Consider the following 15,034-nt stretch of genomic DNA (forward strand, 5'->3'; position numbering starts at 1 on the left):
AGATGTTCCCCATGCGCACCATGGGGAAGACGTTGGGGATCACGGCCGCGGTCGTCCTGATCGCGGCCTGTGCCCCGGCACCGCCGGAGGAAATGGCCGTCCGCACCGATCCGGCGCCGGTCGCCGAGGATTTCCCGGAGGTCGGCGAGATCGTCCAGGCGTCCTGGGTCGAGGAGAGGATAGGCGCCTCCGAAGGGCGGGAGGCGGCACCCGGACCGAGCGACCTCCGGTTTTCCGCTCTGGTGAAGCTACGTCGTGAGGCCGTCGCGAAGGTGCTGGACGGCTACAAGTGCCAAGCGGGTTCTCCGGCCGTGCCCGAGTCCTTGACGGGACTCTTCCCGTCCGGGGTGAAGTGGCTTTCCTGCGAGCTGCCCACGACCACCAAGGCACGGACCGCGTTCGTCGCCGACGGGTCCGAGCAGGCCTTCCTCACGTCGACGACCATGTGACAGAACCGTGCGAAGCCGGTGATCAGCGGTCATGGTGGTGACATGATCCGTTTCTAGCTTGGCGCCATGACCACTTTGCTCGACCGGGCCCCGGTGCACGCTCCCGGGAAGACCCCGCGGCGAAGCGTCACCGCGCTGTTCGGCATCGCCGTCCTCGTGGCCGGATACACCGGGTTCCGGTTGCCGGGGGAGTGGGCGGCGACCCTGCAGTCCGTGTCCCTGGCCGACGGTTTCCACCGGCGTTTCCTCGTCGGGACGCTCCTGAAGCCGTTCGGACATGACTACCTCGTCTTCGCGGTCGCGAGTTTCGTGGTCCTCGGCGCGGTGCTGGCGACCGTGGCGCTCGCCTTCTTCCACAGCCGCACCGAAAGCCGTCGGCTGCTGATCGTCGCCTGGCTCCTGCTGCCGTGCGGCGGCTACCTGTTCCACGAGGTCGGCTACTTCGACCAGGTGCTGTATCTCCTGCTGTTCGGCGCGCTGTGGGCGTTGCATCGGAACAGGCTTGTGTTCGCGAGCGCGGTGATGGCGCTTTCGGTGACGGTGCACGAGATCGCGCTGCTCACCGTGCTGCCGGTATTCGGGTTCGCCCTGCTGCGAAAGCTCCCGTTTCGGCGCGCGTGCGCACTGCTCGCTCCGGGCGCCGTGCTCGGCCTGGGGATCCTCGCGCTGCCACCCGCCGCACCCGGCGCTGTCGAAGGACTCCGGCGGTCACTGTCCACAGCGGACTTTCCCTACCGCGTCGACGCGCTGGATCTGTTCGGGCGCACCCAGGCCGAGAGCTGGCGGCTGTACTCGATCACCGCCGTGCTGCTCTATCTGCTGCCCATCGCGGCCGTGGTGATCGGCGGTTTCCTGTACCTGCACCGGCCCACGCTCGCGGCCGTGGTGCCCGCCGCCGCGATCGGGGCGCCGGTGCTGCTCGCGTTCGGCGGCTGGGACGACGCCCGGTGGGGCTTCCTGCTGGTCACGAACTTCGTCCTGGTGATGTGGCACCGGCTCGGTCACCGTGAGCTGAAGCTGTCCCAGGCAGGAGTGCTGACCGCGTTGTTCCTGATCCTCACCCACGTCCCGATGCCGTACTTCGACGGCTACGCGCCACGCGGGCTCACGCTGGTGACTCCCGTGGAAGACGCACGGTGAAGACGGCGCCGCGGTCGTTGCGCACGGTGATGTCCCCGCCGTGGATCAGCGCGTTCTCCCTGGCGATCGACAACCCCAGCCCGCTGCCCTCGGTCGCCTGGCGCGCGTGATCGCCGCGCACGAACCGGTCGAACAGGATCGGGCGCAACTCCTCGGGCAACCCTGGCCCGGAGTCGGCGACCCGGATCGTCACCGAGTCGGAAAGGCCTTCCATGGACACGGCGATCGGGGTCCGGCCGTACCGTTCGGCGTTGACCAGCAGGTTGCACACGATGGTGTGGACGCGGCGCGGGTCGGCGGAGACGGTCGTGTCGCCGGTGCTCGTCACCTGGACGGGCGTCTCCGGCACGCTCACCTCGATCGCGTCCTCGACGAGCGCGGGCAGGTCGACGAGTTCGGGGCGCAGGTCCGCGGAACCCGCGTCGAACCGCGAGATCTCCATCAGGTCTTCGACGAGCCGCGCCAGGCGCCGGGCCTGCGTGCCGAGCAACTCGGTCGCGCGGGTCCTGATCTCGGGGCTGGCGTCGTCGAGGGTGTCGACCGTGGCGACCATCGACGCGAGCGGGGTCCGCAGGTCGTGGGCGACGTCGGCGACGAACCGTTGCTGCTGACGGTCCTTGGCGCGCAGTTCTTCGATCGCCGCGCCGACCCGATCGGCCATCGTGTTGAACGACGCGGCGAGGTCGGCGAGTTCGTCGCGGCCCTTCACGGGGACACGCACGTCGAAGGCGCCGTCGCCGAGGTCGCGGGCGGCGGAGGCGACTCGCAGCACCGGTCGCCGGACCCGGCCCGCCGCGAAGACGGCGGCCGCCACACCGAGGACGGCGACACCGAGGGCGATCCACCCCAGCTTCCACCGCTGGGCCGCCAGATCCTGCTCGAACGTGGTGAGGTCGAAGAACTGCACCACCCAGTACGCGACGAAGTTCGCGCTCACCACGAGGAGCCTGCGGCCGGTCGCCGGATCGGTCGTGACCGTCGACAGCAGCTTTCCCGGGCCTGTGGTTCGCAGGAGGACCACGTCCTTCACGCTTTCCAGCGCGGCTCGCCGGTCGGGAGGGTTCACGTTCTTGGTGCCAGTCGCCCAATCGAGGCTTAGTGGCGAGGGCTTGACGACCACGGGAGGTCCTTCGGGTGCCTTGAAGTCGTCGTTGGTCAGTTGGGGATGGCTCGTGACGAGCATCCAGTCCGCCGCCGCCGTGTCCATCCCCTGGGAGAACAGGTCCAAGGCCTGCGGGTTGCCCGCCATGAACTGTTCGAGATGGGGCCATGCCTGTCCGAACGTCGCCCCGAACGACGTCTTCGCCGCGGCGGTGAAACTGTCGAGCGCGTCGTCCTCTTGGATTTTGGCCGCACTGAAGGCCATCAAGACCGTCGCCGTCGTGGTCACCACCACGACCGCCGCGGTCACCCGGGCACGGAGTCCGAACCTCATTCGCCCACCAGCCGGTAGCCGAGTCCGCGCACGGTCTTCAACACCACGGGATTCGCCGGATCGTCCTCGATCTTCGCCCGCAGCCGCGCGACCGCCGCGTCGACGATCCGCGAGTCGCCGACGTAGCCGTAGTCCCAGACCCGTTTCAGCAGCGTCTGCCTGCTCAGTACCTGGTTGGGATGTTCGGCGAACTCGACCAGCAACCGGATCTCGGTCGCGGTGAGCGCCAGTTCGACGCCGTCGCGCGTCACGCTCATCGCGGTCGCGTCGATCTCCAGCCGTCCCACCCGCAACTGACCGGCCGACGGCCCGGGAGCGGTGACGGCACGCCGTCCGATCGCCTTGATCCGTGCGTCGATCACCCGCGGTTCGGCGGGTTTGACCACGTAATCGTCGGCGCCACACTCCAGGCCAGCGACGATGTCGATCGGGTCGCCGCGGGCGGTCAGCAGGACCAGCGGCAGACGGCTGCGGGCGCGGATCCGGCGGCACACCTCGAAGCCGTCCATCCCGGGCAACATGACGTCGAGCAGGACGAAGTCAAGTTCGAGCCGGTCGGTGAACAGCGCCTCCAGCGCCCGCTCCCCGGTCGGCGCGACGTCGACATCGTGCCCGAGTGCCTTCAGCGCGAGTGTGAGCGCTTCGGCCAGTGCTACGTCGTCCTCGACGAGCAGGATGCGCGGCATGGTTCTCCCAAGATCGAAAGGCTCACCGATCGTAAGGGCGCTCTGTCGCACTTGCCCGGATCGGCGGCGGAACCGTCGCAGAGCCGTGCGGTCTCGTCACAAACCCCGGTTCTCTGTTTCACTGTCGTATTCGCGAGCGAGGGGGAACCATGTCGGTCGAGGTGGGGAACGATCCTGCGGGAAAACGCGCGTCCGGCTACTTCGGATTCTCCGATGTGGCGGTGATCGCGGCCGGTGCGGTGTCCGGTGCTGTCGGCGCCTACGCCTACTACAGCGAGCCGCTTCGGCCACTGGCGCACAGCTTCACCCTTTGGATCGTGCTGATCGTCGCCGTCGTCCCCGGGATGCCGAGGCGTCGGGCAGTGGTTCGAGCGGTTTGCGCGCTGATCGCGGCGGTACTCGCGTTCTATCTCGGCAAGGCGGTGATGTACGGCGTCAAGTACGCGGGCATGCCCTACCGGATCGACCTGCCGACGCTCGTACTGTGGTGTGGTCTGGCTGTTGCCGGTGGCCTCGTCGCCGGACTCGTGCTCGATGCCGTCGGGCGGACCGACCGGCGCGGCACCGTGGCCACCGCGGCGGTCGTGGGTCTGCTGGTCGCCGACCTCGTCCGGCGGTCCGACCGGTCCGGAGTCGGAACCTTGGCGGTCGTGACGGCCCTCGCTATCGCCTTCGTGGCTTGGCGGGGAATCCGCTCGCGCCGGCAGGCCGCCCAGGTCGCCTTGGCCGCTCTGCCGATGGGACTTGCCGGTCTCGTGGTCGTGTCAGCGCCGGACTTCTTCGAGGGCTTGTTCGGCAACCTCAGTTTTTGAGCTTCGGGTTCCAAGCCGTCAGCGTCAGCTTGCCCGTGGTCCCGAGGTCGGTGTCGACCGTGATCCGCTGCTCCGGGTCACCCTTCGCGGCCGCGACCGTCACGTAGGCGCCCGCTTCCGGCGAACCCACGGTGACGGTGTTCGACCACGAGACGACCGAGAGCAGTGTCCCGCCGGGCTGAACCGTCTGCGCGCTGACACCGGGATCGATCGCCATGTACGACGTCCCGTGCTCGACCTCGACCGCCATCGGCCGCTTTTCCTTGTCCAGCAAGCGGACTTCGGGATAGCCGGTGAGCGTGCGCGGTGTCGTGCCGCAGTTGGTGAGGGTGAGCACGATCGCGCGATGGCCCAGCGCGGCCTCGACCGGCCCGGATTTCACCGCCACCCCGGTGCCGAGACAGCCCGCCGGTTCGACGGTGCCCGGCACCGGCGTGGGCACGGGCTGAGGGACCGGCGCCGGGGGCGGGGGCTCAGCGCACCCCGCCACGAAGAGCAGTAGTCCGCCCAGCAACCCCAGTTTTCCCAGCACGCCGGAACCCTATCGATGTCCGTGAAGGCCTCCTTCACTACCGTCAGGGTAGGCAAGGAGGCCTTCACGGACACGCCATGGTTTGCCTTACCCCTCAAGAAGCCAGCAACTCCTGTAACTCGCGGATGGCGTTGGCCAGTTCGGTCGCGAACAGCTCCATCTCGTGTGCCACGTGCTTCGGCGTGCACAGGTACAGATTCAACGACTCCGGCAGCAGCACGTACGCGACACCGATGCACTGCGGGCTGGTCGACCCGAAGCCGAAGTACTGGATGTTCACCGACGGCGCCGAGCTCGTGCTCAGGTAGTCGTCGCGCATCTTCAACCAGCCGGGTGACGAGTACAGCGCCGGAGAGTCCTCGACGCCGCGCCGCTTCTGGATCAGCTGCAGCTCCCACAGGTGCTGCTCCGGCGCGTCACCCGCCTGACACTCCTTCGCCCGCGTGACGTGCTTCGCGGCCGCCGCGCGGAAGGCCGCCTGACGCGTCTGCCGGTCGGCCTGCGGGTCGTCCATCACCTGGACGAACCACTGCACCTCGGGCGTCACCACGCGCATCGCTTCGGTGCGCCCATTCTGGTACTGCCGCGTCGCGATCGACTCGTACGTCGCGCCGGTGATCCCCTTCGCCCGCTTGTGCGCGAGCTGGTACGCCATCTGCGCGAAGGCGTCCGGGGACATCCCCAGCTCCTTCGCCCGCTTCGCGCCGAAGTCGGTGAAGGACACCGTCTTCGTAGCGGTCGCCTCGGCGTACTCGGCGAAGGACGCGGCAGCGGCGCGGGCGTCCTCGCGCAGCGCCTCACCCAGGACGAACTCGATGAGCTCGGACGCCGGGACGCCGTCGGCGGGCGGCCGCTCCAGCCGCGTTCCGCTCAGCAGCGCGTCGGTGAACCCGAGGATCGTGGTCCCGTCCAGTTCACAGTGCTCGACGTTGATCCCCGCCGTGCCGTCCTCGAAGACGATCAGCGAAACGGCCTTGTCGAACCAGCGGTTCCCACTGTCGCCGTGCAGCAGGTTGTCGCACGCCTCCTGCGTGTTCGCCGGCGTGAAGTCCTCCAGGCACAGGCAGAACAACGCCGTCTCGATGTCGTCGAGCGCGGCCGCGTTCCCGGCGGCGAGCAGCGCTTCCCGCGTCGCCGCCCACTCCGCCCTGGCCTTGGTGGTGAAATGCCCGGCGGCGGTCCGCGGGTCTTCGATGAAGTTCCCCGACTTGACGATCACCTGCAGGCCCGCGACCAGCTGTTCGGGGGAGTACGGGCGGCCGTCCGGCGCGATGACGTCCATCCGGAACGGGGTGTCGCGGTGGAAGACCACGATATGCCGCGCCCTCGACGGCCCCGGCCAGTCCTCGCGGTACGGCGTGCGCGCGGTGTCCTGCACGGCGCCGGGGATCCGCGTCGCCGAGAACAGGTACTTGTGCTGCACCATCGACTGCGGCTGCCCGCGCAGCACGATCGGCGGCACCAGTTCCTCGTCGAGCTTCAGCTTGTAGTCCACCGCCGACGCCGCCAGTTCGGCCGCGCGCTCGAGCTGTCCCAGCGGGGATTCGGTGAACAGGAAGAAGAAGTTCGCGTTGAGCGCGATCCGGTCGCGGCGGCCGAGGTAGCGGTACGGCCAGAAGGTGTCGAGCCAGCTGCGGACGCCTTCCCGCTTGTCGTAGGCCTCGAGCGCGCTCTGCAGTTCGTGCGCCGGGCTTCCTGCCGCGAGGAACTCGGCGACGGCGCCTTCGGTCTCCGCGAGCTCCCCAGGGGTCAGCAGCGGCGAGCACCACTCGAGAAACCGGCGGCAGGTGTCGTCCAGGCTGGGGACGGGGACCCGCGGCAGGATGTCCTCGTTGCCGAACGTGCGGGTGGACGGTTCCGGACTGCTCACGATCATCCTTGATCTCGAAGGGGAAGGGCGTTCAGCGCGGAGGCGAGCTCGCCCGCCGCGCCGTTCGGCCGGGAGACGAACAGCCGCGCGTACAGCCGGCCGTCGGCTTCCAGCCCACGCGGGTCGACGCCCGCGACGGAAAGATTGTCCAAGATCTGCGACTGTTCCTCAGCAGAAGCGAATCTCCGCTGCCGGAAGAGGCCGTCGACCCCGGTCGTCTCGTACTCGAATTCGGCGAGGCTCTCGGCGACCGGCCCATAGGAGAACATCCGGAGGACGAAATGCGCCATCCACGGCCGGTTTTCCCGCGCGATCCGGACGAGGGTCTTCTCGGTGACGTAGCCGACGCAGCCGGTCGAGATGACGATGTCGACGTCGGCCAGCAGCGCGCGCTGCTCCTCTGTCGGGTCTTCGCTCTCCAGATCCGCGTGGATCGCGTCGTCGATGAAGCCCGCGGCGAGCGCGTAGTCCAATGCGGGCGCGGAGGCGTCGAGGCCGATGAAGCGGACACCGTCGCCGACGGCGAGCTTCTCGACCATCCGGCGATCGCGCGCGATCAGCTCGTCCCGGCTCAGCGACTCGCCGTCCCGGTAGTGGTCGTACAGCCGGTCCATCGAGATGTCACAGCGATGCAGCGCCGCGTTGACGCCGTAGGAACAGCCGAGGTCGAGCACCGTCGGGACCTTGACGTCGGCCTCCGCGCGGTACTCGTCGATCAGTTTCGCGAAGTACGCCTTGGCCTGCTGGGGGATGTCGTAGTCCAGTCTGCGCAAGGTGCCGAAGAACGCGCGAGGATCGGGCTCGGTGTAGATGTCGTCGAAATTGATCTTGCCGGTCGAATCCAAAGGCACGGCCATGCTCCTGACTTAGTCGAGCAGCTGATCGCCCCGGACCGCCGCGGAAGCGACGTGTTCCGGCAGGACCCGGCCGAACAGCTGTCTCGTCCGTTCCGGACTGCCGATGACCCCAGGGCGCTCGCTGTACGCGAAGATCGCGGAATGGCGGGCGACTGCCCCTTGAACCCTACTCACCCGGTGCAGCGCGAAGCGTCCGCGAAACAGCTGAAGATCGCCAGGACGCAGAGTGAGCCGCTTGATCAGATGATCACGTTCGCCCGCCAGCACGGCGCGGACGTCGTCGAAGTTCTCCGCCGTTTCGGAGCGGATGTTCGGGCAGTATTCGAAGACTCCGCCGTCGGCCGCCTCCTGGGTGAGCATGCTGACCGTGTACTCGTTGGTGTCGAAATGCCACGGATGCGAGCGGCCCGGCTCGATCACGTTGAGCACCAGGCCGGACAGCGGATCGGCGAGTTCGTGCAGCTCGGGGAGTTCGAAGCAGTCGGCGACGAACCGCTGGAACTCACGGCTCGAGTACAGCTGCTGGATCACCGCGGTCGCCGGGATCCGGTCGCGCGCCACGAAGGCGTTGCCGCGTTCCATGATCGTGCGGCCGGGGTGGTCTTCCGGCAGCGGAGTGTCGATGGCGATGTTGTAGGCGTTGACGCGTTCGACCTTCGCGTACGCCTCCGGAGCGATCTTCGCGCCTTCGTCGCGAAGGACGTCACGCAACTCCGGACGGATGAAGTCGGCCAGCACACTGCAGCCCGTTTCCCGCAGTTCGGCGCGGGTCCGGGAAACGATTTCGCGCCACGCGGGGCTTCCCGGTTCGGACAACGGATAGCGGGCGGTATCGGCCACCTGGACTGCGCTCGCGGTCATCGACGTCCTCTCGGCTGCCCGGAAGTGAGTCTCGGGTTTAGCACAGAAAACGCCCGCGAACCCCGCGCCTTGTGAGCGGTGCCACACGGAACGTGACGGCCCCCTTGCCCGCGGTCGTACGCGGGTAAGGGGGCCGTCAATGACTTTTCGTCAGCTGGTGACAAGCGGCAACAGCGGCCGCCGCACCGCCGTCGCGACGCCGTCGGATGCCTGGGCCGCGGCGATCCGCTCGGCCGTCGGCGTGCCGTACTCCGTGGTCCGCTGCCGCAGCGGACGGCCCAGCGGTTCGACCATCGCGCGCATGTCGCTGATCGTCTTGTACGACCCGTTGGCCGCCCCCGCCATCCGGCTGATCGTCTCCTCCATCAGCGTCCCGCCGATGTCGTTGACCCCGCCCTGGAGCACCGCGCGGCTGCCTTCCTCACCGAGTTTCACCCACGAACTCTGGATGTTGTCGATCATCCCGTGCAGCAGCAGCCGGGACAGCGCGTGCACCGCGCGGTTCTCGCGCAGCGTCGTCCCGGCCCTGGCGAGCCCGGCGAGGTAGATCGGGGAACTCTGGTGGATGAACGGCAGCAGCACGAATTCGCTGAAGCCCCGCCGTCCGTTGCGCTCCAGGCCCTCCCGCTGCAGCTTCGCCAGCAGCTTCAGGTGCCCGACCCAGTGCGCCGGCGTGTCGACGTGGCCGTACATCATCGTCGACGTCGTGGTGATGCCGAGTTTGTGCGCGGTGGTGACGACGTTGATCCATTCCGACGTCGGCAGCTTGCCCTTCGTCAGCACCCAGCGGACGTCGTCGTCGAGGATCTCCGCGGCCGTGCCCGGCAGCGAGTCGACGCCGGCCTCCTTCGCGCGCGCCAGCCAGTCCTCGATCGAGAGGTTCGTCCGCGAAGCGCCGTTGACGACCTCCATCGGCGAATACGAGTGCAGGTGGATGTCCGGCTGACGGCGTTTCACCTCCGCCGCGAGGTCGAAGTACGCGGTGCCCGGCAGATCCGGGTGGATGCCGCCCTGCATGCAGATCTCGGTCGCGCCCGCGGCCCACGCCTCGTCGACCCGGTCGCCGACCTGCTCCAGCGAGAGCGTGTACGCGTCCGCGTCGGTGCGCCGCTGGGCGAACGCGCAGAACCGGCAGCCGGTGTAACAGACGTTGGTGAAGTTGATGTTCCGCGTGACGACGAAGGTGACGTCGTCGCCGTTCACCTCGCGACGCAGGTCGTCGGCGATCTTGGTGAAGGTGTCAAGCTCCGGCCCGTCGGCGTGCAGCAGAGCCAGAGCCTCGTCGTCCGAAAGCCCGGCGGGGTCCTTTTCCGCGCTGCGCAAGGCATCCCGGATATCGAGGTCGAACCGCTGCGGCGCGGTCTTGATATTGCCCTTGATCTCGGCCCAGTCGCCGTAGACCGAGTCGAAGTCGCTGCGGCGGTCTTCCGTGCGCCCGACGGTGTCGACCTCGACGTGCAGATCGGTACGCCCGGCCTCCTTCCAGCCGCCGTCCGGCTCCTGCCATGGGATGCCCACCGGGATCGCCTCTTCGATGGCGAGCCCGGTCTCGGTGTCGGTCAGCGGCGCGAGATGCGCGTTCATCCGCGGGTCCAGCCACGGCTCGCCGGCCTTGACGTACTCCGGGTAGATCGGCAACCGCTCGCGCACGGTGAAGCCGAGCGCCTCGGTGCGGCGTTTGAGCTCGTCGATCTGCGGCCACGCGCGTTCGGGGTTCACGTGGTCGGGGGTCAGCGGCGATACGCCGCCCCAGTCGTCGATACCCGCGTTCAGCATCAGTTCGTACTGCTGGCCGATCAGGTTCGGCGGCGCCTGGATCCGCATCCGCGGCCCGAGCACGAGACGCGCGACGGCGATGGTCGCGGCGAGTTCTTCGAGATCGGCGTCCGGGGTCGCGCGCATCTTCGTGTCCGGCTTCGCGCGGAAGTTCTGGACGATGACCTCTTGAATGCCGCCGTAGGTCTTCGCGACCTTGCGGATCGCGAACAGCGAGTCGGCGCGTTCCTCGAAGTTCTCGCCGATGCCGATCAGGATCCCCGTGGTGAACGGCACCGAACTGCGTCCGGCGTCCTCCAGCACCCGCAGGCGCACGTCGGGGTCCTTGTCGGGCGAGCCGTAGTGCGGGCCGCCCTTCTCCGTGTACAGCCGCTTCGCCGTCGTCTCCAGCATCATGCCCATGGACGCCGAAACCGGCTTGAGCCGCTGGAAGTCCTGCCAGCTCAGCACGCCCGGGTTGAGGTGCGGGAGGACACCCGTCTCCTCGAGAACCCGGATCGCCATCGCCCGGACGTAGGACAGCGTGTCGTCGTAGCCGTGCGCGTCGAGCCAGTCCTTCGCCGCCTTCCAGCGGTCTTCCGGACGGTCGCCGAGGGTGAACAGCGCTTCCTTGACCCCCATTTCGGCACCCTTGCGGGCGATGTCGAGGACCTCGTCGGGGGAGAGGAACGGCGATTCGACGCGGCCGGGGACGGTCGCGAAGGTGCAGTAGCCGCATCGGTCCCGGCACAGCCGGGTCAGCGGGATGAACACCGAACGGCTGTAGGTGACCACGCCCGGACGGCCTGCCGCGACGAGTCCGGCGTCGCGGACCCGGGAGGCGTGCTCGGACAGCGTCTTGAGATCGTCGCCGCGCGCCTGGAGCAGGATCGAGGCCTCGGTGAGGTCGAGGGTCTTCCCGTCGCGCGCCCTGGCGAGTGCCCGGCGCATCGCCGAGGTGGTGGGGGCGTTCGCGTCAGCAGGGGATGCCATTCCCGCACGCTATGGCCGGACCTGCTCCACCTGCCAGTGTGCATCCCGCCACCGCGTCACCCACGTGGGTGTGATCACTGTTCTCGCTGGTCAGGGCGCGATCTTGGTTGCCGATCGATGGGTCGGAGTGTATTACCTAAAGTGTGGCTTCGGTGATCGGCAAGAAGGTCGGCGGGCGGACGTACTACTACCTCGTCACCTCCGCGCGGGTCGACGGCGAGCCGAGGGTCGTGTCGCAGCGCTACCTCGGGACGGCCGAGGAGATCGGGCGCGCGATGGAGGGCGATGTCTCCGCCCCGGGCGAAGCGCGTCACCGGACCTTCGGTGACGTCGCGGCGGTGTGGGCCACGCTGCGACGGCTTGACTTCGTGCGCCGGGTCGACGAAGCCGTCGGAGCCCAGCGCGCCGCGACCACTCTCGGGACGCATCTCGCGCTCGCCGTTCTGCACCGGGCGACAGCGCCCGAAACGCAGTTGGCCGACTGGTGGCGTGAGTCCGTCGCCCGGGAATTCATCCAGGCAGACCTTCCGAATCACTGGCGGGCGCTGCACCGTCTCACCGGCGAACGGATCGCCAGGATCGAGACCGCCGTCGCCGACGCGGTGCTCTCCTGGCTGGGGACGGGCGACGCCGCGCTCGCCGTGGACGTCGCGCAGTTCGCCACCTTCACCACGGCAGACCCCTGCCGCTGCGAACTCGCCGGACTCGGCCTGGTGGTGACCAAGGACGGCGCGATCCCGCTGGCGTCACACGTGTACCCGCGGGAAGAGGCGCCGCCGTTCGCCGCGCTCGCCGAGCGACTCCGCTCGCTGTACCCCGTCACGCTGGTCTTCACCGCCGGCCAGGCCGCGCAACTGGACCTCGGACGGCACTTCGTCGGCGCGCTGCCTCTTTCGGAGCATCCGGAGCTGTTGGCGAAACCGCCGTCCGCGCGCAAGCCCGTCGACCCGGAGCGCTTCGCCGGGCTGACCGCTCTCGACACCAGAGCCGTGGTCGCGGGTGTGCGGCGGCGCGTGATCCTGACCCATTCGGAGACCCTGCACAACGCGCAGGCCCGCGCGTTCGGCGAGGAACTGGGCACCGCGACGCGGGAACTCGCCGGCCTCGACGCCGCACTCGCGTCGGGCGTCCACCGGGGTGACCGCGGCCAGGTGAACGCCGAAATCGCGCGGATCACCCGCGGCCGCCGCGTCGAACGGGTGCTCTCCCCTTCCCTGACGGGGACGAAGCCGGGGGAGATCCGGCTGACCTGGAAGGTCGACGATGCCGCCGTGTCGCGGCTGCACGACGAGTTCTTCGGCAAGCAGGTGCTGGTCACCGACCACGACTGGCCGGTGTCCGAAGTCGTCACCGCGTACCGGGCCCGGACCCACCTCGACTCGACGTTCCGCTGGCTGACCGGTCCCGCCGTCACCGGCCCGGCCCCGCGCTGGGAGTGGACGCCGCATCGGATCGCGGTGCACACCCTGGTCACGGTGCTCGCGTCCACGGTCACCCACCTCATGCGGCGCGAGGCCGACCGGGCCGGGATGAACCTGTCGGTCCGTGAGCTGATGGACAGCCTCGCGGGGATAGGGGAGACGGTGCTGCGGTATCCGTCCACCGGCGGCCGCCCTCGGACGCGGCGCCTGCTGACCGAGCGGAGCCCGGAACAGCAGGCGCTCTTCGACCTCTTCGGTCTTAGCTCTCTCGGTGAATATGAAGCGCGGAGAAGCTCTGCACCACCGGCATCAACTCGATGACGTTGATGTTCACGTGCTCCGGCTGCGAAGCCGCCCAGAAGACGGACTCGGCGACGTCGGCGGCCGTCAGCGGCGTCGTGCCCTTGTAGACGTTGTCGGCCTTGCTCTGATCACCCTCGAACCGGACGACGGAGAACTCCGTGCCGCCGACCAGGCCCGGCTCGACGTTGGTCACCCGGACGCCGGTGCCCTGCAGGTCCGCGCGCAGGTTCAGGCTGAACTGGTGGACGAACGCCTTGGTCGCCCCATAGGCGTTGCCACCGGGATAGGGGTAGGAGCCCGCGACCGACCCGATGTTGATCACGTGCCCGCGGCCGCGCTCGACCATGCCGGGCAGCAACGCGCGGGTGAGGTGCGCGAGCCCCCTGATGTTCGTGTCGATCATCTGGTCCCAGTCGTCGAGCTTCGCCCGATGGGCGGGTTCGAGTCCTTTCGCGAGGCCGGCGTTGTTGACCAGCAGGTCGACTTCGGCGAATTCGGCGGGCAGCGTGCCGGGGAGCGCGGCCACCGCGTCGGCGTCCCGGACGTCGAGCTCGAAGGGGAGGACGTTCTCGCCCAGCTCGACGGCCAGCTTGTCGAGCCGGTCCTTACTCCGCGCGGCCGCGACGACCTTGGCGCCGTCGGCGGCGAACCGGCGGACGATCTCGACGCCGAACCCGGCGCTGGCACCGGTCACGAAAACGGTCTTCTGGGACATGGAAGGCATCACTCGATCTCTTTCAAGAACTGTGCGAACACGGTGTTGAACTCGGCCTCGCGCTCCAGGTTAGGCATGTGAGCGGCGCCCTCGATCACCGCCAGGGTGGAGCCAGGGATGAGGTCGTGCATGAGCTCGGCGTCCGCGACCGGCGTGAACTCGTCCTCAGTCCCGACGACGACCAGGGCCGGCACTTCTACGCGAGTGAGGCTGTCGCGGTAGTCCGGACGCTCGGCGCGCCCCCTGAGTGCGGCCGCCGCTCCTTCCTTGGGCGTCGTGCGCATCATCCCCAGGACGTGCGCCGCCACGTCCGGCATCGTGCGGACGTTCTCCGGGGAGACCATCTTCGTCAGGACTTCCTCCGCGTAGGGGTTCAGTCCCTCCGCGAGGATCCGGTCCGCCATCTCGTTGCGGACGCGTTTGCCCTCTTCTGTCTCTTCCTGGGGAGAGGTGTCGGCGAGCAGGAGCCCGGCGACGCGGTCGGGGTAGGTGCGGTGGAACTCCATGACGATCTGCCCGCCCATGGAGAGGCCGCCGAGGACGAAGCGCCCGAGGCCGAGTCGATCCGCGAGACGCGCGATGTCCTTGGCGAAGACGTCGAGCCCGGTCTTGCCCGGGACCACCGTTGTCTCGCCGTACCCGCGGAGGTCCGCTGTGATGACCCGGTAACCCTCCTGACTGAAGCGCTCGGCCTGGGGACGCCACATCGAACGGTTGAAGGGGTGGCCGTGGACGAGGACGACGGGCAACCCGGTGCCGAGGTCGTCGTAGGCGACGGAGATGCCGTCGAGTTCCGCAGTGCTCATGAGCCCGACGCTAATCGGAGCAATCATCAGGATCAATACGGTGCAATGTACTCGGAGCAATATTCTTCGCCGGAAGTTCGCCGGGTGGTTCCCCGGCCGCCTGTGGGGCGATCGCCGGCTTCGACCTTGTATATGGCCTCTGACCTGCGTAAACGCCGTTAAGGTACCCCCCTGTTTTCGGGGGTTTCCGGACGTGTAATCTTCTCTTCGTCGCCAGGGAGACCGGGCGGCCGACCGGGACACGAACCAAGCTCTCGCTCACTGCGATTGAGTGGGTGTCTCACCAAAAACTGCTAGGAATGACTGCTTCGGATAAGGCCGCGTGATGGCGGTGCGATCTGGGGTGTGTTGCTTGAGAACTCAACAGTGTGCTAGTGAACTAAGCCAGTAGAGCTTATG

At 68.4% G+C, this 15,034-nt stretch carries 13 protein-coding genes; 4 read left to right on the plus strand and 9 right to left on the minus strand.

All coding sequences use genetic code 11. The features are described 5' to 3' along the window. Nucleotides 1–11: 11 nt before the first annotated feature. A complete protein-coding gene (locus AC069I_RS30005) occupies nt 12–449 on the plus strand; it encodes a hypothetical protein (protein ID WP_478266920.1) in 438 nt (145 codons plus the stop codon). Nucleotides 450–515: 66 nt separating this feature from the next. Further along, entirely contained in the window at nt 516–1,589 is a 1,074-nt protein-coding gene (locus tag AC069I_RS30010; protein ID WP_478226430.1) for a hypothetical protein, read from the plus strand. Here the strand turns inward: AC069I_RS30010 and AC069I_RS30015 are convergent. After that, nucleotides 1,555–3,024, minus strand: coding sequence for a HAMP domain-containing sensor histidine kinase (locus AC069I_RS30015; RefSeq protein ID WP_478266921.1), 1,470 nt, complete (start codon nt 3,022–3,024; stop codon nt 1,555–1,557). The genes AC069I_RS30010 and AC069I_RS30015 overlap by 35 nt on opposite strands. Then, nucleotides 3,021–3,710: a winged helix-turn-helix domain-containing protein gene (locus AC069I_RS30020; protein ID WP_478226428.1), complete on the minus strand. Its 690-nt coding sequence runs from the start codon at nt 3,708–3,710 to the stop codon at nt 3,021–3,023. The genes AC069I_RS30015 and AC069I_RS30020 overlap by 4 nt, the downstream gene beginning before the upstream one ends. A gap of 149 nt (nt 3,711–3,859) precedes the next feature. Here AC069I_RS30020 and AC069I_RS30025 point away from each other — a divergent pair, with 149 nt between their 5' ends. Beyond that, nucleotides 3,860–4,522, plus strand: a complete 663-nt coding sequence (locus AC069I_RS30025) for a hypothetical protein (protein WP_478266922.1) — start codon at nt 3,860–3,862, stop codon at nt 4,520–4,522. On the opposite strand, the gene AC069I_RS30030 is transcribed toward AC069I_RS30025, so the two are convergent. The 5 genes from AC069I_RS30030 to AC069I_RS30050 form a co-directional block, all read right to left on the minus strand. Continuing rightward, a complete protein-coding gene (locus tag AC069I_RS30030) occupies nt 4,512–5,054 on the minus strand; it encodes a DUF4232 domain-containing protein (RefSeq protein ID WP_478226426.1) in 543 nt (180 codons plus the stop codon). The genes AC069I_RS30025 and AC069I_RS30030 overlap by 11 nt on opposite strands. A gap of 94 nt (nt 5,055–5,148) precedes the next feature. Further along, nucleotides 5,149–6,930: a choline/carnitine O-acyltransferase gene (locus AC069I_RS30035; protein ID WP_478235653.1), complete on the minus strand. Its 1,782-nt coding sequence runs from the start codon at nt 6,928–6,930 to the stop codon at nt 5,149–5,151. Further along, a complete protein-coding gene (locus AC069I_RS30040) occupies nt 6,927–7,781 on the minus strand; it encodes a class I SAM-dependent methyltransferase (protein WP_478226424.1) in 855 nt (284 codons plus the stop codon). Before AC069I_RS30040 ends, AC069I_RS30035 begins: the two co-directional genes overlap by 4 nt. Before the next feature lie 9 nt (nt 7,782–7,790). After that, nucleotides 7,791–8,642, minus strand: a complete 852-nt coding sequence (locus AC069I_RS30045) for a HalD/BesD family halogenase (RefSeq protein WP_478226423.1) — start codon at nt 8,640–8,642, stop codon at nt 7,791–7,793. A 150-nt stretch (nt 8,643–8,792) separates the two neighbouring features. Further along, nucleotides 8,793–11,348 carry a bifunctional FO biosynthesis protein CofGH gene (locus AC069I_RS30050; protein ID WP_478226667.1) on the minus strand — a complete coding sequence of 852 codons (2,556 nt, stop codon included), beginning with the start codon at nt 11,346–11,348 and terminating at the stop codon, nt 8,793–8,795. Between the two features lie 185 nt (nt 11,349–11,533). Between AC069I_RS30050 and AC069I_RS30055 the strand changes: the two genes are divergently transcribed. Beyond that, complete coding sequence (locus AC069I_RS30055) at nt 11,534–13,132, plus strand: IS1634 family transposase (RefSeq protein WP_478235651.1); 1,599 nt, start codon at nt 11,534–11,536, stop codon at nt 13,130–13,132. On the opposite strand, the gene AC069I_RS30060 is transcribed toward AC069I_RS30055, so the two are convergent. Both AC069I_RS30060 and AC069I_RS30065 read right to left on the minus strand, forming a co-directional pair. Beyond that, a complete protein-coding gene (locus AC069I_RS30060) occupies nt 13,071–13,829 on the minus strand; it encodes an SDR family oxidoreductase (RefSeq protein WP_340688535.1) in 759 nt (252 codons plus the stop codon). The two genes, AC069I_RS30055 and AC069I_RS30060, sit on opposite strands and share 62 nt — an antisense overlap. An 8-nt stretch (nt 13,830–13,837) precedes the next feature. Then, a complete protein-coding gene (locus tag AC069I_RS30065) occupies nt 13,838–14,635 on the minus strand; it encodes an alpha/beta fold hydrolase (protein WP_478235650.1) in 798 nt (265 codons plus the stop codon). Nucleotides 14,636–15,034: the final 399 nt, after the last annotated feature.

The sequence above is a fragment of the Amycolatopsis sp. NPDC043885 genome (genome assembly GCF_056435685.1).